Annotated in this window: 17 protein-coding genes; 14 read left to right on the top strand and 3 right to left on the bottom strand. The window is 53.4% G+C overall.

The window, feature by feature from the left end:
• The first annotated feature begins 105 nt into the window (after positions 1 to 105).
• From ET33_RS29790 to ispG, 5 genes are all read left to right on the top strand, one after another.
• Positions 106 to 1014, top strand: a complete 909-nt coding sequence (locus ET33_RS29790) for a hypothetical protein (protein ID WP_036690678.1) — start codon at positions 106 to 108, stop codon at positions 1012 to 1014.
• A 171-nt stretch (positions 1015 to 1185) separates the two neighbouring features.
• On the top strand, positions 1186 to 2475 hold the full coding sequence (gene tig / locus ET33_RS29785) for a trigger factor (RefSeq protein WP_036690675.1): 1290 nt from the start codon (positions 1186 to 1188) through the stop codon (positions 2473 to 2475).
• Positions 2476 to 2825: 350 nt separating this feature from the next.
• Positions 2826 to 3416, top strand: a complete 591-nt coding sequence (gene clpP / locus ET33_RS29780; RefSeq protein ID WP_036690671.1) for an ATP-dependent Clp endopeptidase proteolytic subunit ClpP — start codon at positions 2826 to 2828, stop codon at positions 3414 to 3416.
• A gap of 15 nt (positions 3417 to 3431) precedes the next feature.
• Positions 3432 to 4697 (top strand): ATP-dependent protease ATP-binding subunit ClpX, encoded by a 1266-nt coding sequence (gene clpX / locus ET33_RS29775; protein WP_036690670.1) that lies wholly within the window; start codon positions 3432 to 3434, stop codon positions 4695 to 4697.
• A 101-nt stretch (positions 4698 to 4798) separates the two neighbouring features.
• Positions 4799 to 5908 carry a flavodoxin-dependent (E)-4-hydroxy-3-methylbut-2-enyl-diphosphate synthase gene (ispG, locus tag ET33_RS29770; protein ID WP_036690667.1) on the top strand — a complete coding sequence of 370 codons (1110 nt, stop codon included), beginning with the start codon at positions 4799 to 4801 and terminating at the stop codon, positions 5906 to 5908.
• Positions 5909 to 6000: 92 nt separating this feature from the next.
• On the opposite strand, the gene ET33_RS29765 is transcribed toward ispG, so the two are convergent.
• On the bottom strand, positions 6001 to 7212 hold the full coding sequence (locus ET33_RS29765; protein WP_036690664.1) for a cytochrome P450: 1212 nt from the start codon (positions 7210 to 7212) through the stop codon (positions 6001 to 6003).
• Positions 7213 to 7405: 193 nt separating this feature from the next.
• Between ET33_RS29765 and ET33_RS29760 the strand changes: the two genes are divergently transcribed.
• Positions 7406 to 8182, top strand: coding sequence for a divergent polysaccharide deacetylase family protein (locus ET33_RS29760; RefSeq protein ID WP_036690661.1), 777 nt, complete (start codon positions 7406 to 7408; stop codon positions 8180 to 8182).
• 66 nt (positions 8183 to 8248) lie between these two features.
• Here ET33_RS29760 and ET33_RS29755 read toward each other — a convergent pair whose 3' ends face one another.
• Complete coding sequence (locus ET33_RS29755; protein WP_036690659.1) at positions 8249 to 8989, bottom strand: N-acetylmuramoyl-L-alanine amidase family protein; 741 nt, start codon at positions 8987 to 8989, stop codon at positions 8249 to 8251.
• A gap of 179 nt (positions 8990 to 9168) precedes the next feature.
• On the opposite strand from ET33_RS29755, the gene lonB reads away from it, so the two are divergent.
• From lonB to yihA, 3 genes are all read left to right on the top strand, one after another.
• Entirely contained in the window at positions 9169 to 10875 is a 1707-nt protein-coding gene (lonB, locus tag ET33_RS29750; protein WP_200879249.1) for an ATP-dependent protease LonB, read from the top strand.
• A gap of 121 nt (positions 10876 to 10996) precedes the next feature.
• Positions 10997 to 13327 carry an endopeptidase La gene (lon, locus tag ET33_RS29745; protein WP_036690651.1) on the top strand — a complete coding sequence of 777 codons (2331 nt, stop codon included), beginning with the start codon at positions 10997 to 10999 and terminating at the stop codon, positions 13325 to 13327.
• A gap of 240 nt (positions 13328 to 13567) precedes the next feature.
• Positions 13568 to 14212, top strand: a complete 645-nt coding sequence (gene yihA / locus ET33_RS29740; RefSeq protein ID WP_036690649.1) for a ribosome biogenesis GTP-binding protein YihA/YsxC — start codon at positions 13568 to 13570, stop codon at positions 14210 to 14212.
• Positions 14213 to 14312: 100 nt separating this feature from the next.
• Here the strand turns inward: yihA and ET33_RS29735 are convergent, their stop codons facing one another.
• Positions 14313 to 15782 (bottom strand): hypothetical protein, encoded by a 1470-nt coding sequence (locus ET33_RS29735; RefSeq protein ID WP_036690647.1) that lies wholly within the window; start codon positions 15780 to 15782, stop codon positions 14313 to 14315.
• A 97-nt stretch (positions 15783 to 15879) separates the two neighbouring features.
• Between ET33_RS29735 and ET33_RS29730 the strand changes: the two genes are divergently transcribed.
• From ET33_RS29730 to hemA, 5 genes are all read left to right on the top strand, one after another.
• A complete protein-coding gene (locus tag ET33_RS29730; protein ID WP_036690937.1) occupies positions 15880 to 18924 on the top strand; it encodes an efflux RND transporter permease subunit in 3045 nt (1014 codons plus the stop codon).
• Between the two features lie 180 nt (positions 18925 to 19104).
• Complete coding sequence (locus ET33_RS29725) at positions 19105 to 19692, top strand: hypothetical protein (RefSeq protein ID WP_036690645.1); 588 nt, start codon at positions 19105 to 19107, stop codon at positions 19690 to 19692.
• A 430-nt stretch (positions 19693 to 20122) separates the two neighbouring features.
• The gene (gene speD / locus ET33_RS29720) at positions 20123 to 20524 is read left to right on the top strand and encodes an adenosylmethionine decarboxylase (protein ID WP_010494003.1); all 402 of its coding nucleotides are present in this window, start codon (positions 20123 to 20125) and stop codon (positions 20522 to 20524) included.
• Between the two features lie 129 nt (positions 20525 to 20653).
• Positions 20654 to 21184: a hypothetical protein gene (locus ET33_RS29715; RefSeq protein ID WP_036690641.1), complete on the top strand. Its 531-nt coding sequence runs from the start codon at positions 20654 to 20656 to the stop codon at positions 21182 to 21184.
• Positions 21185 to 21948: 764 nt separating this feature from the next.
• A complete protein-coding gene (gene hemA / locus ET33_RS29710; protein ID WP_036690638.1) occupies positions 21949 to 23352 on the top strand; it encodes a glutamyl-tRNA reductase in 1404 nt (467 codons plus the stop codon).
• The last annotated feature ends 15 nt before the right edge of the window (positions 23353 to 23367 follow it).

The following is a 23367-nucleotide window of genomic DNA, read 5'->3' as shown; positions in this document are numbered from 1 at the left end:
TGGAATGGACAGGAAAGCCGGTCGCGGCAGGAGATTTTGCTTTCGCTTCTTTTTTGGGGTACACTGGCATTCATAAGAGAAGCTCAGCAAGAAAGGCGGTGTTTCATGAGCGGGCAGACCAATGACAATGTAATTCTTTTTCCAAAAACTGTCGAATTTTACCAGTTCGAACTGACCCGGCTCCTTGAAGCGGAACGCTACGGAGAAGCGATGAAGCTCCTCCGCTTTTTGCTTGCCTGCCAATCGGACGACGACCGGGCACGGGAAGAATGGCGGTCCTTGCTCGACTGGCTGCAGGTCATGTTCCCGGATCTGGCGCTGGGGCAGGAGGACGAAAACGAAGAGCTTAGCGAAGCGGACTTGCTGCGGCAGCATATGAACGCCAAGGGCGAGGATAAAGGCGACTATGCAAAGCGGCTGCTGGCCAGCCTGCGGGAGCAGCGCGCCGTGGACAAGCAGCTGCTGGCTTTGGATCAGCTCGCGTTTCTGGAAGACGAAGGGATCGACGAAGAGTTGATCGGATGGTTGAAGGAGGATACGGGGCGGCATCCGCTGATCCAGTTCAAGGCGCTGCAAACGCTCAAGAAGCGGGGCGCGACCGGCAGCGTAACGCTGCACAAGAACGGCGAAGCGGCGGTCGTCGAGATCGAGGATACGCCGGCGGCCTTCGATCAGTTTCCTTCGCAGATTCAAGAGATTATAAACCGCGTGCAGGAAATCAGCGAGACGCAGCATCCGGCGCTCTCGTATTTTGCAGCGGAGACGTGGAACGAATTTTTGGCGTTTATTTACGGAACTTCCGCTTACCGGCAAATGCTGCGGCAGGACTCGGTCTGCGTGGACGTATGGGCGGCGGCGCTGCATTTGACGTTGCTCGAGCAAGTATTTGAAGGTGGGGACAAAGCAGAGCTGTTCGAATTGTATGGGATTACGTCGGATCTGGCGTTTCAGTGGGAACAGGCTTACCGGATGATGCAGCAATTCGCCGCAAACGTATTCACCCGGAGATTATAAAATGGCGCCGCGGGACGATTTCCCGACGTTTCCGCGTTAGAAGCCTTGAAAACCGCATTTATTACGGTTATAATATAATGGTTATATCGGCGGGCTTGTCCGGGCTGTACCGCGACTCCGCCAGAACGTGACAAAATTGCGATGGATAATTTTTGGAGGGGAAAGCATAAAATGAAAGCAAGCTGGGAAAAGATAGAGAAGAACGTAGCCGTTCTTGATATTGAAGTGGACGCGGACCAAGTAGCCGCCTCTCTGGACAAGGCATTCAAAAAAGTCGTGAACAAAGTTAACGTTCCGGGCTTCCGCAAGGGCAAAGTGCCCCGCGCTATTTTCGAATCGAAATTCGGCGTGGAAAGCTTGTATCAAGACGCTCTCGATATCATCGTGCCTGAAGCTTACATTGCAGCCGTTCAAGAGACGGGCATCCAGCCAGTAGATCGTCCGGAAGTGGACGTCGAGCAATTTGGCAAAGGCCAAGTTCTGAAGTTCAAAGCGAAAGTTACCGTGAAGCCTGAAGTCGAGCTTGGCGAGTACAAAGGCATCGCGCTCGAAGCTCCTTCCGCCGACGTAACGGCCGAAGAAGTGAACGAAGAGCTGGAAAAACTGCAAAAGCGCCATGCGGAACTCGTTCCGGTAGAAGAAGGCACAGCCGAGAATGGCGACATCGTCGCAATCGACTTCGAAGGCTTTGTGGACGGCGTTCCTTTCGAGGGCGGCAAAGCGGAGCGTTATTCGCTTGAGCTTGGTTCCGGCAGCTTTATCCCGGGCTTCGAAGAGCAAGTCGTCGGCCTGGAGAAAGACGGCGAGAAGGACATCACCGTAACTTTCCCGGAAAACTACCATGCGGAAGAGCTGAAAGGCAAAGAAGCCGTTTTCAAAATCAAGCTGCATGACATCAAGCGCAAAAACTTGCCTGCACTCGACGACGAGTTCGCTAAAGACGTGAGCGAATTCGACACGCTGGACGAGTACAAAGCAGATCTGGAGAGCAAGCTGAAAGAGCGCAAGCAAAGCGAAGCCGACCGCAAGAAAGAAAACGATCTGGTAGAAAAAGCTTCCGAAACTGCGCAAGTGGAAATTCCGGAAGTCATGATTAACGACGAAGCGGAGCAAATGGTGAAAGAATTCGAAAACCGTCTGCGCACGCAAGGCATGAACATCGACATGTACTACCAGTTCACTGGTCAAAGCGCCGAGGACCTCAAAGGTCAAATGCATTCCGACGCTGAGAAACGCGTACGCAACAACCTCGTGCTTGAGGCGATCGCGAAAGCGGAAAACCTTGAAGCGACGGAAGAAGAAATCAACGCCGAGCTGGAGAACCTGGCTCAAATGTACGGCCGTTCCGCTGACGAAATCCGCACCATCTTCGCTTCTAACGGCAATTTGGGATCGCTGCTGCAAGATATCGTCAACCGCAAAACTTTGAAATTCCTGGTTGACAACAGCAAAACGGCTTAATTTGGAAATTGTATAAACGCGAACATACATGCAAAGGCACGTGTACATCCATGCGTGCCTTTGTTTTACCTTAAACCGCGTTTGACGGTTTCTAACGAAACATGCACATAAGAAGTACATAAGCATAACATAATAAGCGTTACATATGAAGTAAACGAACCAATACATATGCGGTACATAATGAAATACATAGGCGGCGGCAAGGCTGTCCTGTCCGGCAAAACTTGCGTTAGCGGCCGCAACGTTTGTTCGTATCGGGCAGGAAATGACTTTAGTCTTTAAACGTGCTACAATGTTTTGAGTAAGGCTCGAAAATGTTTTTCATTTTATGAAGTAAAGGGGTTGGGACGATGACTCTGGTACCTATGGTTGTGGAACAGGAAGGCCGCGGCGAACGCTCTTACGATATTTACTCGCGTTTGCTGAAGGATCGTATTATTTTTTTGGGCAGTGCGATCGATGACGACGTCGCCAACCTGGTTATTGCCCAGTTGCTTTTCTTGTCGGCGGTAGATCCCGAGAAGGATATTCATTTGTACATTAACTCCCCCGGCGGTTCGGTGACGGCCGGTATGGGTATATATGATACAATGCAATTCATCAAGCCGGACGTTTCGACGATTTGCGTCGGCATGGCCGCCAGTATGGGTTCCCTGCTGCTCACGGCAGGTGCCAAGGGCAAACGCTTCGCGCTTCCGAACAGCGAGGTGATGATCCATCAGCCGCTGGGCGGCGTCCGCGGGCAGGCATCGGATATTAAAATTCATGCCGACTGGATTATCAAGACGAAGCAGAAGTTAAACCAAATCTATGTGGAGCGTACGGGACAGCCTTACGAAAGAATCGAACGCGACACAGACCGTGACAATTTCATGAGCGCCGAAGACGCAAAGGCGTACGGTCTCATTGATGCGGTTATCACTCGCAGTGACCTGACTTAGAAAAGGAGTGATCCCATGTTTAAATTTAACGATGAAAAAGGCCAGCTCAAGTGCTCGTTCTGCGGAAAATCCCAGGAGCAGGTGCGCAAGCTGGTTGCCGGGCCCGGCGTTTATATATGCGACGAGTGCATCGAGCTTTGCACGGAAATCGTTGAGGAAGAATTGGGTCACGAGGAAGAGCTCGACCTGAAAGACGTACCGAAACCGAAGGAAATCCGCGCGATTCTGGATTCCTACGTCATCGGGCAAGAACAGGCCAAAAAATCGCTGTCGGTTGCCGTATACAACCATTACAAACGGATCAACTCGCAGCAAAGCAAGCTCGAAGATGTCGAACTGCAAAAGTCGAACATCGTCCTTGTCGGTCCGACAGGCAGCGGGAAAACGCTGCTGGCCCAAACATTAGCCAAAATTTTGAACGTTCCGTTTGCGATCGCCGATGCAACGTCTTTGACGGAAGCCGGCTACGTAGGGGAAGACGTCGAAAACATTTTGCTGAAGCTCATTCAAGCGGCCGATTACGATGTGGAAAAAGCCGAGCGCGGCATTATTTATATCGACGAAATCGATAAAGTGGCCCGCAAATCGGAGAATCCGTCCATCACCCGCGACGTTTCGGGCGAAGGCGTGCAGCAAGCTCTTCTGAAAATTTTGGAAGGCACGGTTGCATCGGTACCGCCTCAAGGCGGACGCAAGCATCCGCATCAGGAATTTATCCAAATCGATACGACGAACATCCTGTTCATTTGCGGCGGGGCGTTCGACGGGCTTGAGCAGATCATTAAGCGCCGGATCGGCAAAAAGGTGATAGGCTTCGGCACGGACGGTCATAAAGCCGATCTGAAGCCGGGCGAATACTTGTCCCTTGTGCTTCCGGAAGACCTGTTGAAATTCGGTTTGATTCCGGAATTCGTGGGCCGTCTGCCAGTCATCTCGACGCTAGAACCGCTGGACGAAGCAGCGCTCGTCCGTATTTTGACCGAGCCTAAAAACGCTCTTGTCAAGCAGTATCAGAAGATGCTGGAGATGGATAACGTGTCCCTTGAGTTCGAACCGGAGGCGCTGGAGGAAATTGCGAAAGAAGCGATTAAGCGCAATACCGGAGCGAGGGGGCTTCGCGCCATTATCGAAGGCATTATGCTGGAAGTGATGTACGAGGCGCCATCCCGCACGGAGAACTCCAAGTGCATCGTCACCAAGGAAGCCGTACAAGCGAAGATCATACCTCAGATCACCGCAGCGGACGGCCAGTCCATTAAGAAAAAAGAAGAAAGCGCGTAAGCGCCGGATATACAAAAAAACTAAACGCCTCCAATCTGCAGGACCGATGATTCGTCCCGCGGAGCGGAGGATGTTTGGCATCATGGGAGAGAAGAAAACACATGTTCCATAGAACGGAAACGGTTCCGGTTAAAGTCGGCAATCTAACCATCGGCGGCAGCAATGACGTGATCATCCAGAGCATGTGTACGACCAAGACAGCGGATGTAAAGGCTACAGTGGCCGAGATTCACCGGCTGGAAGAAGTGGGATGCCAGATCGTCCGCGTTACGGTCAACAATAAGGAAGCGGCGGAAGCGATCAAAGAGATCAAGAAGCAGATCTCCATCCCGCTTGTGGCTGATATTCATTTTGATTACCGGCTCGCTTTGCAGGCCATTGAGAACGGGATTGACAAAGTAAGAATCAATCCGGGGAACATCGGCCGCCGCGAGAAGGTGGAAGCCGTCGTCAAGGCCTGCAAGGAGCGGGGGATTCCGATCCGCATCGGCGTCAACGCCGGTTCGCTTGAGAACCATTTGCTGGAAAAGTACGGCTACCCGACGCCGGAAGCGATGGTCGAAAGCGCCTTGTACCATATCAACATTCTCGAAGAGCTCGATTTTCGAGACATCATCGTCTCGCTGAAGGCATCCGACGTCCCGATGGCGATTGCCGCTTATACGAAAGCTGCCGCAGCCTTCCGCTACCCGCTGCACCTTGGCATTACGGAGGCCGGGACGCTGTTCTCCGGCACGGTGAAAAGCGCGGCAGGCTTGGGCGCGCTGCTAAGTATGGGGCTCGGTTCGACGATCCGGATTTCGCTCAGCGCGGATCCGGTTGAGGAAGTCAAAGTATGCCGCGAGCTGCTGAAGTCGTTCGGATTGATCACGAATGCCGCCACGTTGGTATCTTGCCCGACCTGCGGCCGATTGGATATCGATCTGTTTTCTATCGCGAATGAGGTGGAAGAGTATATCTCCAAGCTGAAGGTGCCGATTAAAGTGTCCGTCCTCGGCTGCGCGGTGAACGGCCCGGGCGAAGCTAGAGAAGCCGATATCGGTATTGCCGGAGCCCGCGGCGAAGGCTTATTGTTCCGCTACGGCGAGATGATCCGCAAAGTTCCGGAAGCTGAGCTGCTGTCCGAGCTGAAGAAGGAAATCGACATCATCGTCGAGCATTTCGAGCGTACGGGCGAAATTCCCGGAAGAAAGCATCACGCAGCGATTTAATAGAGCACATCATAAATACACCCGCACATTGCAGGCGGAGGGAAGCGAGTTACGGCTTTCCGCCCGGCATTGGCGGGTGTATTTCTATTTGTTTAAAGGTTGGTATCGAAAAGTATCGGAAGCTCCTCCACACCATAGACAAAAGGACTGCGGATCGGTTTAAATTCGAAATGATCCGCAAAGCGGATATTCGTCATTCGATTCGAGATGATGCGAAGCGCTATTTTAGCTTCCAACCGGGCCAAAGGTGCTCCCAAACAAAAATGATTGCCGAAGCCGAAGGACATGTGCGGATTGGGCGTCCGGTCCTCGATAAACTGATCGGCAGCGGGAAACTTGTTTTCGTCCCGATTGGCTGAACCGATCCAGGGAATAATGAGTTCACCTTTCCGGATTTCGACGTTTCCGATTTGAACGTCTTTGGTCGCATAACGGCTTAGAGATAGAACCGGCGGATAGTACCTTAGAACTTCTTCGATAAAGCTCTCGATCAAAGCCGGTTGATCGTGGAGTGTTGCCTGCAGGGCCGGGTTCTCGGCCAGTCTTCGTACCGAATTGGTAATCAGATTGGTCGTCGTCTCGTTGCCGGCGGCAAGCAGCAAAATGCAAAACTCTACAATTTCCATATCGTTTAAGCGCTCGCCGTTCACTTCGGCTTCCACCAATTTTGTAACCAGATCATCCTCCGGACGATTTCGGCGCTCCGCAATGACTTTCAGAAAATAGTCGTCCAATTCGCGCCGGGTTTTCTCTCTTTCCAGATAAAGCCGGTGCATGTCTTCTTTATCCCCGGATTCCGGCCCTTTAACTATCGAATCCGACCATTCTTTGAAAAGCTGGCGGTCTTGTGCCGGGACCCCCAGCAGCTCGGCAATGACGATGACGGGCAGGGGAACGGCCAGATCGTGAACCAAATCCATCGTGACTTCATTTGCAACCACGCTCAATAATTCTTCGGTAATGGATGCAATGCGCGGACCTAATTCCTCGATCGATTTCGGGGTAAACGCTTTGCTCACGATGCTACGCATCTGCATATGCTTGGGCGGGTCCATCCCTATGATGCTTCCAAGCAGGACAGGGCCTTTAATCGGTCTTACCGAAGAGAATGTAGTGTGATCTTTGAGCACGTTGTACACATCATCATAACGAAAAATATCCCAGCATTCCCTCTGGGTATCGTAACGTACGGGAGTGGACTCGCGGCATCGGCGAAAAAACGGAAAAGGATCGATTTGCGTTTCTTTTGCAGACAATTCCTTGACGGGGGCTATAGCTTTCGATAACTCTTTGGCAGACTCCATTCGTATCATCCTTCCTTTAATAGACTCGCATCAACAATAATTTGGTCGATATTACTATTATAGTAGATAAATAATTAAAATAGAATAATTTACTAAAAAGGAGTCTAAATCCAAAATTAGAAATCCTTCGTATAGGTTTGCGGCGTACTGCAAACAATGAGATTAGGAAATTACGGATAAGGAGGTGCGGTCCATGAGAAGGAAATGGTGGGCATCCGTCACAGGATGGCTTTGTCTATGCCTCATCATTCCGGCCACCGCAGCCGGGCAGTACACAGCCATCGACCCGGCGGCAGGAACGAAGCAAATCGCCATCGTCATCGATGATTTCGGCAACGGCCAAGCGGGAACTGAACAAATGATGGAGCTGCCGATTCCGTTTGTTGCGGCGGTCATGCCTTTTCTGCCGACAACGAAGCGCGATGCGGAATGGGCGCATAAGCTTGGCAAGGAGGTCATCGTACACCTGCCGATGGAGCCGCGGAACGGAAAACCGGAATGGCTTGGTCCCGGTGCGATAACCACGAGACTTCCCGACGATGAAGTCCGGCGAAGAGTCATTGCCGCCATTGAGGATGTGCCACATGCAGTAGGCATCAATAATCACATGGGATCGAAGGCGACGTCCGACGAACGGGTCATGCGAATTGTGCTGACCGTATGCAAAGAGCGCAACTTGTATTTTTTGGACAGCCGGACGACCGACAAGAGCGTTATCGGTAAGCTGGCGAAAGAAATTGGCGTACGCACGGCGGAAAATAATTTGTTCATGGATGATACTTACACCCGGAGCCATATACTCAAGCAGGCGGTAAAGCTGCAGAAACTCGTCCGCGAAAATGACAGCACGATTGTCATCGGTCATGTCGGTCCGCCGGGGAAGCATACCTCCGAAATTTTAAAACAATCGATTCCGACCCTGCAGCAGCTTGGCGGACATTTCGTACCGGCATCGCAATTGATGAAATAACAGTCTCAATGCAAAAAAAGTAAAAGACCGCGCACCTGCCGTGAAACGGCTTGCCAACGCGGTCTTTTACTTTTTTTGCTGCTGCAAGTACTGCTCGACGCCTGCAGCGATTGCGTCCGCAATTCGCTGCTGGGACTGGACTTCGGTTAGCATCCGGCGGTCTTCGGCATTCGTAATAAACCCCATTTCGACGATAACCGTAGGCGCCTTCGAATACTTCAACAAATAAAACGTACGGCCCGGCACAGGCTTGTCGTCCGTACCGTATAGCGCGTTCAGCGTTGCTTGCACGGCTTTTGCGAGCTGCTCGCTTTGCGGTTTCGCCTGATGAATGAGGATCGCGCCTCGTTTAGAGGAATTACGGCCAGAATTGACGTGCAGACTGATCATTATTTTCGGCTTGATCTCATTGCACAGATGGCTGCGCTGGGCCAAGTCCTTGATATGTCTCGAACGGCTTTTTAACCATAAATTTTCTCCGCTTAGCGCGTAATCGTCCATCCGGTTCATCAAGACGACGTACCCTTTTCTGCGCAAAGTTTCGTACGTTTTTTTGGCGATCGTCAAGTTGATATCTTTTTCCAGCAAGTCACCGTACGAGGTGCCTCCGTCGATTCCGCCGTGACCTACGTCGATTAAGACGTCGACGCTCGAGATGGCGGGATTGGCAGATTTCAGCTCCGGCAAGTACCAGGATTCAGGCACCGCCGCTTCCGCATGTCCGGCTTGGAAAGTCAGAACGGTCAGCGCCAGCATTGCGGCAACGGCAAGTTTCATCGCCCGATTCCATAGATTCGGCCACGGCATCCGCTGCCCCTCCTTTCGAATAAAATCGTCCGCAGCTTACTTCGTATACATGGATTTAGCATTCCCCAAAAAGTTTCTTAAAGTGCAGCGATTAATGCTACCATGACAGGGCAATACTACCAATTATATGAATGCCGTAGCGGCCGTTCTGACGGCCGTGAGCAACAGGAGGGATTAGATTGAATATCAGCGTGGTTTTGATGGTTATCCAGTTGTTTTTTGCCATCGTAATCGGTATGTATTTTTGGAATTTGCTGCGCAATCAGCAGACGAACCGTTCCGCCGTCGATAAGGAATCGAAGAAAGAGCTGGAGAAGCTGCGCAGGCTGCGATCCGTCTCTTTAAATAAACCGTTAGCCGAAAAAACAAGACCGACTTCCATGGAGGACATCGTCGGGCAAAAGGAAGGGCTGCGTGCCCTGAAAGCGGCTCTGTGCGGCGCCAATCCGCAGCATGTGATCATCTACGGCCCGCCCGGCGTGGGCAAGACGGCCGCGGCCCGCGTCGTGTTGGAGGAAGCGAAGAAAAATCCGGAATCGCCGTTTCGTCCGGACGCCAAATTTACCGAGATTGATGCGACGACGGCGCGGTTTGATGAGCGGGGCATTGCCGATCCGTTAATCGGTTCGGTTCACGATCCGATTTATCAAGGAGCAGGAGCCATGGGAGTTGCCGGCATTCCGCAGCCCAAACCCGGGGCAGTAACGAAGGCGCACGGCGGGATTTTGTTCATTGACGAGATCGGTGAATTGCATCCGCATCAGATGAATAAATTATTAAAGGTGCTTGAAGACCGCAAAGTATTTTTGGAAAGCGCGTATTACAATTCCGAAGACACGAATGTGCCGAGTTATATTCACGATGTGTTCCAGAACGGCCTGCCTGCGGATTTTCGGCTCGTCGGGGCAACGACGCGCAACCCGCAGGAGCTGCCTCCGGCGATCCGCTCGCGCTGTATGGAAATTTATTTCCGCCCGCTGCTGCCGGAAGAAGTCGGCTCGATTGCCGCCAAAGCGCTGAAAAAAATCGGATTTCCTGATTGTCCTTCCGCTATTGAGGTCGTTAAGAAATATGCGACCAACGGGCGCGAAGCTGTAAATATTATTCAGCTGGCGGCAGGGATGGCGCTGACCGATCAGCGGAGAGAGCTGTCGGCCGCCGACATCGAATGGGTTGTCAACAGCTCGCAAATTCCGCCTAGGCCGGAGAAAAAAGTTCCCCAGCGTCCGGAAATCGGGCTGGTTAACGGATTGGCCGTATACGGACCGAATCTCGGAATGCTGCTTGACATTGAAGTGAGCGCCATTCCGGCGGTGCAGTCGGGTACAGGCCAGTTTACGATTACCGGTGTCGTGGATGAGGAAGAGATGGGCGGCGGGTCGCGGACGCTGCGTCGCAAAAGCATGGCGCGCGGCTCCGTCGAGAACGTGCTTACCGTCTTGCGACGGCTCGGTATGCAGCCTTACGATTACGATATGCATATCAATTTTCCGGGCGGCATTCCGATTGACGGACCGTCGGCCGGCGTATCGATGGCCGTGGCGATTGCTTCCGCCATCAAACGGATTCCGGTCGACAACCATCTGGCGATGACGGGCGAAATCAGCATTCACGGCAAGGTAAAGCCGGTAGGAGGCGTTATCGCCAAAGTCGAGGCTGCTTTTCAAGCCGGAGCGACCAAAGTCATCATTCCGAAGGAAAACTGGCAGGAAGTTTTTGCGGGGCTTAACGGACTGGAAGTCATTCCGGTCGACTCGGTGGAGGAGCTGCTTCATCACGCCCTAGGCATTGAAAGCGCCCATCTGGCTGCCGAGCCTCCTATCATGCCACAGGAGACGGTCAGCAGCGCCTCCGTTACGATTCTGCACGCCGATGCGCTCGAATAGAGCGGTTGGCGTCTCTTTGTTCGTAAGAGCGGAAACCGGCGGCCCCCGATTGGTGTTTTAAAATCAATTTTGATAAAATGTAAATCACATGCATGTAAGTATAGTCTGGAGGTGCTCGCGGATGGGAACGAGCAAACAGAAATTGCGCCGCTTGCCGCTGCTTCCGCTCCGGGGGCTGCTGGTGTATCCGAGCATGGTTCTGCATTTGGATGTGGGCAGGGAGAAGTCGGTACGGGCCCTGGAGAAGGCTATGGTCGAAGACAGCATGATCCTGCTGTGCTCGCAATCCGAGGTGAATATCGAGGAGCCAAGAACCGAGGATATTTACCGGATCGGCACGATATCGAAAGTGCGGCAAATGCTCAAGCTGCCGAACGGAACGATTCGGGTGCTTGTGGAAGGCGTCGTTCGCGCCGAAATTGCGGAATTTTTGGTTAACGACGAATACTACGAGGTTCATGTCAGGGAACTCCCTGAGCAGGAAACGTCCGATCCCGAAATCGACGCGCTGATGCGCACGGTGCTGACCCAATTCGAACATTATATCAATCTCTCGAAAAAAGTGACCCCGGAGACGTTGGCTGCCGTATCCGATATTGACGAACCGGGGCGGCTCGCGGACGTGATTTGCAGTCATTTATCGTTAAAAATTAAAGATAAGCAGGAAATTTTAGAGACCGTGGATGTCCGGCTCCGGCTCGAAAAGCTGCTCGGTATCCTGAACAACGAGCGCGAAGTGCTCGAGCTCGAACGCAAGATCAGCCAGCGCGTCAAGAAGCAGATGGAGAAGACGCAGAAGGAATATTACTTGCGCGAGCAAATGAAGGCGATTCAGAAGGAGCTCGGGGATAAAGAAGGTCGGGCCGGAGAGGTCGAAGAGCTGCGCAACCAGCTTGCGCAAAGCGACGTGCCCGAGAAGGTGAAGGAAAAGATCGAAAAGGAAATCGACCGGCTCGAAAAGATGCCGGCGACTTCCGCCGAAGGCTCGGTCATCCGCAACTACATCGACTGGCTGCTTGGCTTGCCTTGGTCCCAATCGACCGAGGACGACCTCGATATCCGCAAGGCCGAGGAAATTCTGAATCAGGATCATTACGGCTTGGAGAAGCCGAAAGAGCGCGTCCTTGAATATTTGGCCGTGCAAAAGCTGGTCAAGAAGCTCAAAGGACCGATTCTGTGCCTTGTCGGCCCCCCCGGGGTCGGGAAGACGTCGATCGCCCGTTCGATCGCCAGGTCGCTCGGCCGGCAGTTTGTACGCATTTCCTTGGGCGGCGTGCGCGACGAAGCGGAAATCCGCGGACACCGCCGTACGTATGTGGGCGCGATGCCGGGCCGGATTATTCAAGGGATGAAAAACGCGGGAACGAATAACCCCGTCTTCCTGTTGGACGAAATCGATAAAATGGCGATGGATTTCCGCGGTGACCCGGCTTCCGCTCTGCTGGAAGTATTGGACCCGGAACAAAACAGCACGTTCAGCGACCACTTCGTCGAAGTGCCGTTCGACCTGTCCAACGTCATGTTCGTGACGACGGCCAACGCCGTGCACAACATCCCGAGGCCGCTGCTTGACCGGATGGAAGTGCTGTACATTCCGGGATACACGGAAATCGAAAAGCTGCATATTGCGCGTAACTATTTGCTGCCGAGGCAGCAGGAAAATCACGGGCTGCAGGACGGTCAGCTCGTCGTAGACGAAGACGCCCTCATGAGCACGGTGCGCGAATATACCCGAGAGGCGGGCGTCCGCAACCTGGAGCAGCAAATTTCGTCCATCTGCCGGAAGGCCGCCAAGGAAATCGTGGGCGGAGCCTCTGCCGTCTATGTGAAGGCCGACAACCTGAAGGAGTATCTTGGCCAGCCGAAATTCCGCTACGGCATGGTGGAAGAGCGCGATCAGGTCGGCGCGGTGACCGGGCTTGCCTGGACGGAGGTCGGCGGGGTCACGCTCGTTATCGAAGTGACGGTGATGCCCGGCAGCGGCAAGCTGACGCTTACCGGAAAGCTCGGAGACGTCATGAAGGAATCCGCTCAGGCGGCTTTCAGCTACACCCGTTCGCGGGTCGAGCAATTCGGAATTCAGCCGGACTTCCATGAAAAATACGATGTCCACGTGCATATGCCGGAAGGCGCCATCCCGAAGGACGGCCCGTCCGCCGGCATTGCGATGGGCACGGCGCTCATCTCGGCCTTGACCAATATCCCGGTCTCGCGTCACGTCGCGATGACGGGCGAGATCACGCTTCGCGGCCGCGTGCTCCCGATCGGCGGCTTGAAGGAAAAATGCTTGGCCGCTCACCGCGCCGGCATCCGCACGGTCCTGCTGCCGAAGGATAATGCCAAAGACATCGAAGAAATTCCCGAGAGCGTGCGTTCCGAGCTGACGTTCATCCCGGTCGCGCATATGGATGAAGTGCTCGAACACGCTCTGGTCAAGCCTGTAGGCGTATAATAACAGGCGTTGGGTTGGATTGTTTGGGTTATTATTGGTTCTTTTCGAAAGGAAAGGGAAGAAATGGATACGGAAAGTTTACGGCCGCCTTTGAAATCAAGTTGTATCCGCCAAGGATAATAATAGACAACTTGAATTTCAAGAGCGGTGGAGTAGCCATTTTTTCCCGGTTCGGCAGAAAGGAAGAAATAATATCCTTTCCATCCTTCCCAACGCTCCACCAAGAAATGAGTGAAACGTATGAAGGTCAATCAAGCTGAATTCATCATCAGCGCGGTTGGTCCGAGCCAGTACCCTACGGATGCCTTGCCGGAGATTGCTCTGGCAGGGCGTTCGAATGTAGGGAAGTCTTCGCTGATCAACCGGATGATCAACCGAAAAAACTTGGCCCGTACCAGCTCCAAGCCAGGCAAAACACAGCAATTGAACTATTACAAAATTAATTCCGATTTGTTCTTCGTGGATTTGCCGGGGTATGGGTATGCGCAGGTATCCAAAACGGAACGTGATAAATGGGGCAAATTTATCGAAAACTATTTGCTCAACCGGGAATTTTTGAAGCTGGTGCTGCTCGTGATCGATCTTCGCCATCCGCCGTCCAAAGACGACCAAGCGATGTATTCGTGGCTGAAGCATCACGGCACGCCGCTTTGCATCGTGACGACGAAAGCGGATAAAATTCCGCGCAGCAAATGGCAGCAGCATCTCAAGATCGTCAAGGAAACGCTGGGAGCGGACAAGTCGGACCCGGTCGTCCTATTTTCGTCCGAATTGGGACTCGGGAAAGACGAGCTGTGGCAGATCATCGAGGAGAAGATCGGCTATGGCGCGGATACGGCTGCGGAGGAACAGCCCGAGACGCAGCCCGAATCTGCCGAGCAATAACGTTAATACACCGCCCTCCGAGGGCGGAAAATCAAAAAGGCTATTTCCCGATCTCCGGCTTCTTATGCCGATAAACGGGAGTAGCCTTTTTAGCTTGAGGTTACGGTTTAAGCTCATAATCCCACCACATCCGGCTCTGCCCGGATGTCAGGTCGGAAATGCGGTTCACCTGACGGTCAACGACGTAAATGTGCCCCTTGCTGTCCACGTAGCCTCTGCCTGCTCCTTTGTACAGAAACAACCGCGTTTCTTTCCCCTGCAGGTCCAAATGATAGTACGTCTCCCGTTCTTCCGCGTCAAGCGGAATGAAGCTGTCATGGTAAGCTTTGAAACGGTCGCTGTAGGCTTTGACCGTCAAGCCGTCGGCGGTGGAAGCCAGCAGATCGATGTCTTTTTCCCCAAGCTTCGTGTTCATGCCGTGAAGCTGTCCCGAGGTGTCCAGCAGTGCGAGCTGACCGTATACGTTCGGCGTCCGGCTTGTCATCCGGTCTGCCGCTTCGCTGGCGATCCAGAAGGAACCGTCCGGGTTACGGACGATGCGGGTAGGCACCTGGGTCAAATCCGGCACGGATGAAGCTTTCCCGTCCCGAATGACGAAAGCCTCGTGCGTATAGGGCGTGTAAGGAGCCGGGATGTGCAGAAAGCTTGAGACCGAGATGACAGCGAGCACCGTCCGGTCGTCGAGCTTCATAATTTTGGATTGCACGTCCAGTCCTTTATTCGTATATTCCGTTTGCGATTCGTAGAACGCAGCGGCTTTTTCCAGAATCGGCTTGAGCGACATCAATTCAATGTTGTTGTAATAGACCGAATCCCCCAGGCGCACGGCGGCTTGCTTCGAATCCCCGGCAAAAGGCACGCCAGGCTTCCGATTTTCCGCTAACTGACTCACGCCAGCTTTCACTTTGTCGTCTATCGGGGACGGATCGCCTTTCAAATCTTTGTTCACCTTCAGCATCCGGTTTGACTCGGCTTCCATATAGAGCGCTTCCGTATCTTCGGCGATAATACAGTGCAGCACCTTTTGCTGCTCCGTTGTAAGCTGAAACCCTTCCTGCGCACTCCAATCCGTCCGCCAACTGAACTCGTTACGGGTAAAACGCCAGGTCATCGGAAAATAGGAAACATTATCCACCAGTAGCAGCGGATACGGCTCGCTGGCGTTGTTAACTGATTTACCGTTCACTTCGATAGGGAATCCGGGCAGTACGGCTTCATAACGCCGGCTTACGGGTGCTTTTTCCTTCGATTCAACAGTCGGCCGTATCGCCGAAGGGCGCTCGCGGCGGCTAATCTTAAGCCCACGGGCAGCGTCCCAAGTTACTTCTAACCCGAGGGTGTCCGCGAATGGCTTTACTGGAAGATAGACCATATTGTTGTACGTCAATACGGGATAAGGCCTTTGCTCGTTGTCGATCTTTTGGCCGTTCACTTGAACCGGGAACGAAGGAAGCTGCATCGGGACAGGCGTTTCTTCGGCTTGTGCGGGGGCGCCGGAGGCAAGTGCGAGCAAAATCCCGGCAACCAGCCCGCCGACCGTATGGCGTAAACGAATGAAATGATTTTTCATCCAGCGGATTCCTCCTTCGTATAATCTGCCGCCTTTTACCCCAAACTTGGAGCAAGAGACTTTGCTTTCCATCCTGAGCGAGGAGCGTCAGAGTGAATTGAACCTACTAACCCGTTTCAGCTTAAAAAATGCGGCCGCCATCGTGTTAGGCTCCATCCTGCTTATCCTCGGCGGAATATATGCTTTCACGTCCCTGAAAGTGGACCTGCTGCCGAATGTGGAACTGCCCACGCTAACGGTGCAGGCTGTGTATCCCGGGGCATCTCCGGCCGATGTGGAGGAGCGGGTCATTCGTGAGCTGGAACGAAGCTTGAAAGCGCTCAGCGGCCTGGAATCGTTAACGAGCCAATCGATGGAAAGCTTCGCCGTGGTGCAGATGAAGTACCCGGTCGGGACGGATATGGAACTGGCTTCCCGTCAGGCAGAGGACGCGTTCAAGGGACTGAAGCTTCCCGAAGGCGTGACGCCCAAAGTGACGCGATTGAATTTCAGCGCGCTGCCTATACTAAACCTGGCCATATTCTCGAAGCAGAGCGATTCCATTGAAGAGCTTATCGTTCAGGACATTCAGCCGGAACTGGAAAAAATCTCCGGAGTCAGCAGCGTCGCGGCAGGCGGATTAAAGGAAAGCTATATCCGAATTGCCGTCGACCCCGCCCAAGCCAAAGCGTATAATTTAACCTTAACCCAAATTCAGCAAAAAGTGCAGGGGCTATTTTTATCCTTCCCGGCCGGTTCCGTTGTCGAGAACGATCTGGTTATCCCGGTCCGGGTCGAGCAGCGCGCCGCAGGCATTCAGGAATTGAAGCGGCTTGCGCTCGATGTCCAGACGGGTTTCCCACCTGTCCCTGCAGAGATCGCGCTGGAAGATATCGCCGCTGTGCAGCCGATAGAGGAAGCATCCGAGCTGGTACGCTACAACGACAAAAGCGCCCTGGCCCTATCCATTTCCAAAAAGCAGGATGCCAATACGGTCCAAATCGCCGATCAGGCATTCGCCGTACTGAATAAGCACCGGGACCGGATCGATTACACGCTCGCTTTCGATCAGTCGGAAGGGATCAAAAAGTCGGTCGAAAGCCTGCAGAGAGAAGGGCTGTACGGAGCGCTTTTCGCCTCTTTGGCAGTACTTCTGTTTCTGAGGAATCTAAGAGCGACGCTCATCGCCGTCTTATCTATTCCTTTGTCTTTATTGATCGCATCGATCGTCTTGAATCAAATGGACATCACTCTGAACATCATGACGCTGGGCGGCATGGCCGTTGCGGTAGGCCGGGTGGTCGACGACAGCATCGTGGTGATCGAAAATATTTACAGGCGCATGAGCCAAAGAAAGCCCGGCGAAGACCGGACGCAAATTACGCTGGATGCGACCAAAGAGATTATGGGCGCGATCACATCGTCCACCTTGACGACCGTCGTCGTGTTTTTACCGCTCGGCTTCGTAGGGGGGATTACCGGAACGTTTTTTAAGCCGTTCGCGCTGACCGTCGTCTTTGCACTCATTGCTTCGCTGCTTGTCGCCGTTACGCTCGTCCCGATTCTGGCCAAAGCTTCGTTCGGCCGCATCCGGGAGACGGAGGAGCGGGAAAGCGCGTTGCAGCGGGGGTATGCGGCAATGCTCACCTCGGCGCTGCGGCACAAATGGTCCGTCATCGCCGTTTCGCTGGCGGTGCTTGCCGGGTCGCTTCTGCTGGTGCCGAAGCTCGGATTTATTTTTCTGCCGAACGAAAAACAGAGGATCGTCGCCGCCGGAGTACAGCTGCCGCCCGCTTCTCGGCTTCAGAAAACGAACGAAATATCCAAAGAAATTGAAAAGATGCTCCGCGAACAGCCGAACGTCTTCGAATACGTATTTACAACCATTGGCGGGCTTGATTACCGCTCCGGTCTCAAGCAGGAAAATCAGGCGCAATACATGATGAGCGTGAATCGATCGGCCGATATCGAAGCCATTGTTAAGACGCTCGCGGTCAAGATGGATGCCATCGTTAAAAAGAGCTCGCCGGAGGGGAGCGTAACGGTGCAGGAAATGAGCTCCGGCGGCTCTATGACCGGAACAAGCGTCGAAGTCCGGCTGTTCGGCAGCCAACCGGACCAACTGGGGGAAGCCGCCAAGCGGATGGAGGACCGGCTGAAGCAGATACCTTATCTGCGCTCGGTGCAAAACAATTTCCGCGAAAAGCAGCGGCAGTGGACCGTCCGCATCGATCCCGGGAAAGCCGCTGCGGCGGGAGTCGACCCCCAACTGGTGCTCGGACTCGTCGCGGATCGGACCAAGCCGGTCGAGATCGGCACGTACAAGCTGGAGGGCAAGCCGCAAAAGCTGCAGGCCACCTATACGGCGGGCCCTGCCAATGTCGCCGAGCTGGAGCAAATGCCGCTGTTTGGCAAAAAAGGCCCGGTGCTGCTCCGCGATGTCGCGGCCGTCGAAGCATCCGATACCGTATCCGCGATTCAGAAGCTGGACGGCAAGCCCTACGCCGCGGTCAGCGCGGAGCTGACCGGAAACAACATCAGTCAAGCGACACAGGAGGTGAAGGACGCGGCTTCCGCTGTCCCGCTGCCGGATGGCGTTACGCTCGGTTTCGGGGGCGGTAGCGACGAGACGGAGAAGACGTTTAAGGATCTGGGCGTGGCGATTGCCGCGGCCATCGGGTTGGTTTATTTGGTGATGCTCGTTACCTTTGGCCAAGCGCGCGTTCCGTTCATCATCTTGTCTTCGCTGTTGTTCGTACCGGTTGGCGCTGCGTTCGGCCTGTATTTGACCGGAGAGCCGCTGTCAGTCAGCGCCATGATCGGGCTGTTGATGCTGGTCGGCATCGTCGTGACGAATGCGATTGTACTGATCGACCGGGTGCGTCAAAACCGCGACAGCGGATTAAACATACGCGAGGCGCTTATCGAAGCGGGCAAAACGCGGCTGCGTCCTATTCTGATGACCGCATTCGCTACCGTCTGCGCGTTGATTCCTTTGGCGCTGACCGAATCGGAGGGCAGTTTGATTTCCAAAGGGCTTGCCGTTGTCGTGATCGGGGGCTTGGTTACGTCGACGCTGCTGACGCTGGTCATCGTGCCGGTGATGTATGAATTGTTTTTTCATCGTCAGCGCCGCAGGGAACTGCGGAACAAAAGGAGGTAAAGCGAGTTTTTAAGCTTTTATGCCGTCCTTCTGCGAGGAAAACGCGGAATTTTCTGATTTCCGGCGAAAATCAATGGCTGCCTGGCAGGAATATTAAATAATTATGTAGTATAATGTATATAGACAATAGAATCAGGCTCACAGACACATGGTTTGAAAAAAATGAATCGAGGGATTTTTATGGCAATTAGGTTAGCGACCGAATACGTCAAAACCTGCCTGCAGCTTACGGAAGCCGAGATGGCCAAGTTCATTCGGATGTTTGTCGATCACGGAGCCTCTCTGCAAGTCAAAGTACTCGAAAACGGAAATCAAGAGGTGGTATTGCCGGACGACGCCGGCGAAGAAATCGTGCTGTCGTTCGAACGTGAAATGAACTTGTATGTATGCCGGGGAACATGCCGCATCCGCAACAAAAATTTGGTCAACCTGATGCGCAAAGCCGTAGCCGAATTTAAAGGCGACGCGATCGTGCATCGCATTTATGCAGCATACACGATGGTCTATACGTACAAGCAAGGCGCAGTTATCCGAATTACCGAGCAAAAGGGCGCCGCGGAAAAAGTGATTTACGAATATCGGGACACCGTCGGGCAATTGGAGCAGTTGTTCCATAAGAATGAAGTGGAGCAGGAAATCCAAATGCTCAAAGCCCAAGTGAATCATCTGCTCGACATGAGAAACGAGATGCAAGAAGCCGCCATCCGCGAGCATATCGACGGGCGTTTGCACAAACTTACCCATCGCTTGTTCGTACTCGAAGCTTAACATATATTATCTAGACTTCTCGATCATAGCGGAAAAAGCTCTTCCTGATCGCCCGTAAAAAGGGCCGGGAAGAGTTTTTTTGTATTTTTATGCATCGGAGGGTATATTTACCTTGGGGAAGAAGTGACAAGAAAAAAACGGAAAAGTTGGGCTTATCCGGGGCTTCGTGGCTCACACCCCGGGCGGGCTTCAGGCATAATTTATTGTTGTGTGCCACCCTCCGGCAGGTAAATATGGCCTGTGCAAAAAAAAGGGTTGCATTTCTGTTCAATAGATGTTATTTTTATCTTCGTTGAAAACAAAATAGGAACCAGGATTCACTCAGGACATGTAATGTTGCGAGAGATTATTCCCTCGGGAAGTGAATGACGTAGGTCCTAGCGGATGAAATTTTCAAAACATTTTATTCCTAGGAAGGGGGAACCGGAAGATGGAATATTCAACTTTCGGAAGACACGTAGCTGTAGACACTTGGGGAGTAGATTTTGAACTTCTCAACAATGCTGAATGGTTACAAGCGCAAATGGTAGAAGCTGCTGAGGTATGTGGAGCAACCGTTTTGTCGGTACAATCCAAACAATTTGAGCCCCAAGGGGCAACCGTTCTGGTCATGTTGTCGGAAAGTCATCTCTCCATTCATACGTATCCTGAGAGAGGATTTGCTGCCCTTGACTGCTATACTTGCGGCGAGACTGTAGACCCTCAACTCGCGATCGAGCACATGCTGTCCGTGCTGAAGCCGGAAGTGTCTCACGCGAAAAAACTGGTTCGCGGTATGGGTGAACTGCAAGTGGAAACACCGGCATTGAAGCAAGCTGAATTGGTAAAATAATTACAAGCGCATATACAATAACCACGGACGATTCCGTGGTTATTTCTTTTGTCCCGGGCCCATACACTCTCAAAGAGAGCTTGGTTCCTGCGGCGTCCGTCCGCCGCAGGCAGAGGAGGGGGACCCGGGTTGAAAAGATTCAGAAAAAAGCTGTTCATGTACCTGATCGTAGCTGTGCTGATCATCTGGCCCGTTTTGCAAATCGCAGAGCTGATCGGCCATAAGGCACCGCCCGAAAAAGCGGAGAAGCTGCTGTATCAAGTATCCCTCTTTCAAATGGAGCTGCTTGGCAGCTACTTGCAGGAAACCGGCAAGCTTAAGGATACCGACTCGCTGAGTGCGCTCCGTCAAGCCGTTTACTCGGCTTCGTTCGCGCACGATCATCTGGCGCTCGCCTACGGCGAAACCGGCTTGGCGAAGCTCGATTCGCTCGCCCAGCTCATGCAATATTTGCTGCGCCTCCAGGTCGGCGGCTCCCGCCCTCTGCGCGCGGAAGAGGCCCAAACCCTCGGAGACGTTTCGAAACTGTACGCCGACCTGTACGAGGCTTACGCCAAGCTGATGTCGAGCGGCGCTGACATTGTCGGTTCGCAGAGCGACCGTTTGATGAAATCCGACAAAGCGATCGCCGACCTCCTGCGCAAAAAGCTGCTGCAATAATCGCCGTAGTCGTATAGTCCCGCCCGTTTCGGAGGAAACTAAAACTGGCAGCCTCAGGCAGGGCAGAGCGGAATGGTAGGCAAGGTAGGGGAGGGAAGCTGCTGACAGGAGAGGTAAAATGTTGGCAGACGCATAGGTAAGGCGAGCGTGATTTCAATCACAGCCTGCTTGAGTCGGGCGTGATAGGATGTTGGGGAAAGCTAGGGAATGAAAGGTGTTCTCGGGGTATTGTGACGGTATGGGCTTATTAGTGGGCTAATGCTGGTAATAGGTTGTAAAGAATGCTGCTCGCTCCCACCGAAGAGTGTGGGAGTCGAGTTCATCGCAGTGAAGCGTGTTCAGGAGACGGCAGCTTCCTAGGGGAAGCCGGCCTCTCCTGAACAGACGCGATCCTTGCACCATAGCAGCTCTCAAGCGCGTCTCTGCGCCTCCCACGTTCTTTACCCGTTCCCGCACGCCGTTAAGCGTATCCTTGCGTTAACCGGCCCCCTCTCCGTAGGGAGAGAGGGCCGGTTAACACAAGGAGGAAAAGCGATCTCTCCGCCAACTGCGCATCGAAGCTCGGGGGTCCAGGGGGCAAGCCCCCTGGGGTCCCTGTTGCTTCCGATGCCGGTTTTGCTCCGCAAAACCCTGAGGGGGATTTAGGGGGATGGAAACCCCTCCCTGTAATAAAACTTTCAAAATTATTGTCGCAAAAACTCGGACTTGTTCCGCATGGTGTGATATAATAAATTGACTTTACGAGGAGGAGGCAGGTGAACCAGATGCATATCGTCGTGGCGGGTTTAAATTATCGCACAGCACCGGTGTCCATCAGAGAAAAATTTACATTCGCCGAAGGGGATTTGCCGCTGGCACTCAAGGAGCTCAAGGAAACGAAGAGCGTCATGGAGTGCGTCGTCGTGGGCACCTGCAACCGGACGGAATTGTACGTGGCGGTCGACCGCCAGCCCTGTGCCCATTATTTGCGGGGATTTATCGAGAAATGGTTCGGTGTGCCGCGCGGAGAGTTTCAGGAACATTTGTACGTTTACGAGAACGAGAAGGCGATCGAGCATTTGTTCCGCGTAACGAGCGGCCTCGACTCCATGGTCATCGGCGAGACGCAAATTTTGGGGCAGGTTCGGGACGCGTTCCTGCTGGCTCAGCGCGAGAAGACGACCGGCGTTTTGTTCAACACGTTGTTCAAGCAAGCCGTAACGATGGCCAAACGGGCCCATTTCGAGACCGGCATCGGGGAAAATCCGGTGTCTGTCAGCTATGCAGCAGTGGAGCTGGGCAAACGTATTTTCGGCAGCTACGCGCATAAAAAAGTGCTGATTATCGGCGCGGGCAAAATGAGCGAGTTGACCGTTAAGCACCTGTACGCAAACGGAGCTGACAAAGTGATCGTCGTGAACCGGACGCTCAGCCGGGCGCAAGAGCTGGCGGATAAGTTCCGGGGCGTGGCGAGCACGATGGACCGGCTGATGGCGCACCTGGAAGAAGCCGACATCGTGATCAGCTCTACTGGAGCCACCGGTTATGTACTGACGGCCGAGCAGGTATCCTGTATTTTGCAGCGGCGCCGTTCGCGACCGCTGTTCATGATCGATATCGCGGTTCCGAGAGACCTCGATCCGCGGCTTGGCGAGATGCCGAACGTCTTTTTATATGATATCGACAATCTTCAATCGCTCGTAAACTCTCATTTGGAAGAGAGGCGTAAAGCCGCGGTGCAGATTGAGAAAATGATCCGCGAGGAAATGGTGGCCTTCGAGCAGTGGACGAAAACGCTTGGCGTCAGCCCGGTTATTCAAGCGCTGCAGACCAAAGCGGCCACGATTCACGAGGAAACGATGGACAGCTTGATGAAGAAGCTGCCGGATTTGGACGAACACGAATTGAAGGTCATTCGCAAATTAACGAAAAGCATCGTCAATCAGATGCTGCGCGATCCCATTGTCCGCATTAAAGAAATGGCTGCCGAGCGTCACGGGGATGACGCGCTGGACATGTTCACGAAAATTTTTGCTTTGGAAGAGCCTTTGGCTGAGCAAAAACGGGTGGAGCAGGCGGTACGGAAGCAGGAGGCGGAGGCGGCGCAGGATCGGATCAAGGAAGAACTGCTATCCAAAGTGCGAGTCGCGGCGCCTGCCGAAGCGCTTGACGTTCTGGCCAAAGCTTGACCGGAAAGGAACAGC

The sequence above is a fragment of the Paenibacillus tyrphae genome (genome assembly GCF_000722545.1).
GTDB lineage: Bacteria > Bacillota > Bacilli > Paenibacillales > NBRC-103111 > Paenibacillus_G > Paenibacillus_G tyrfis.
This window is presented reverse-complemented; position numbering and strand designations above follow the sequence as displayed.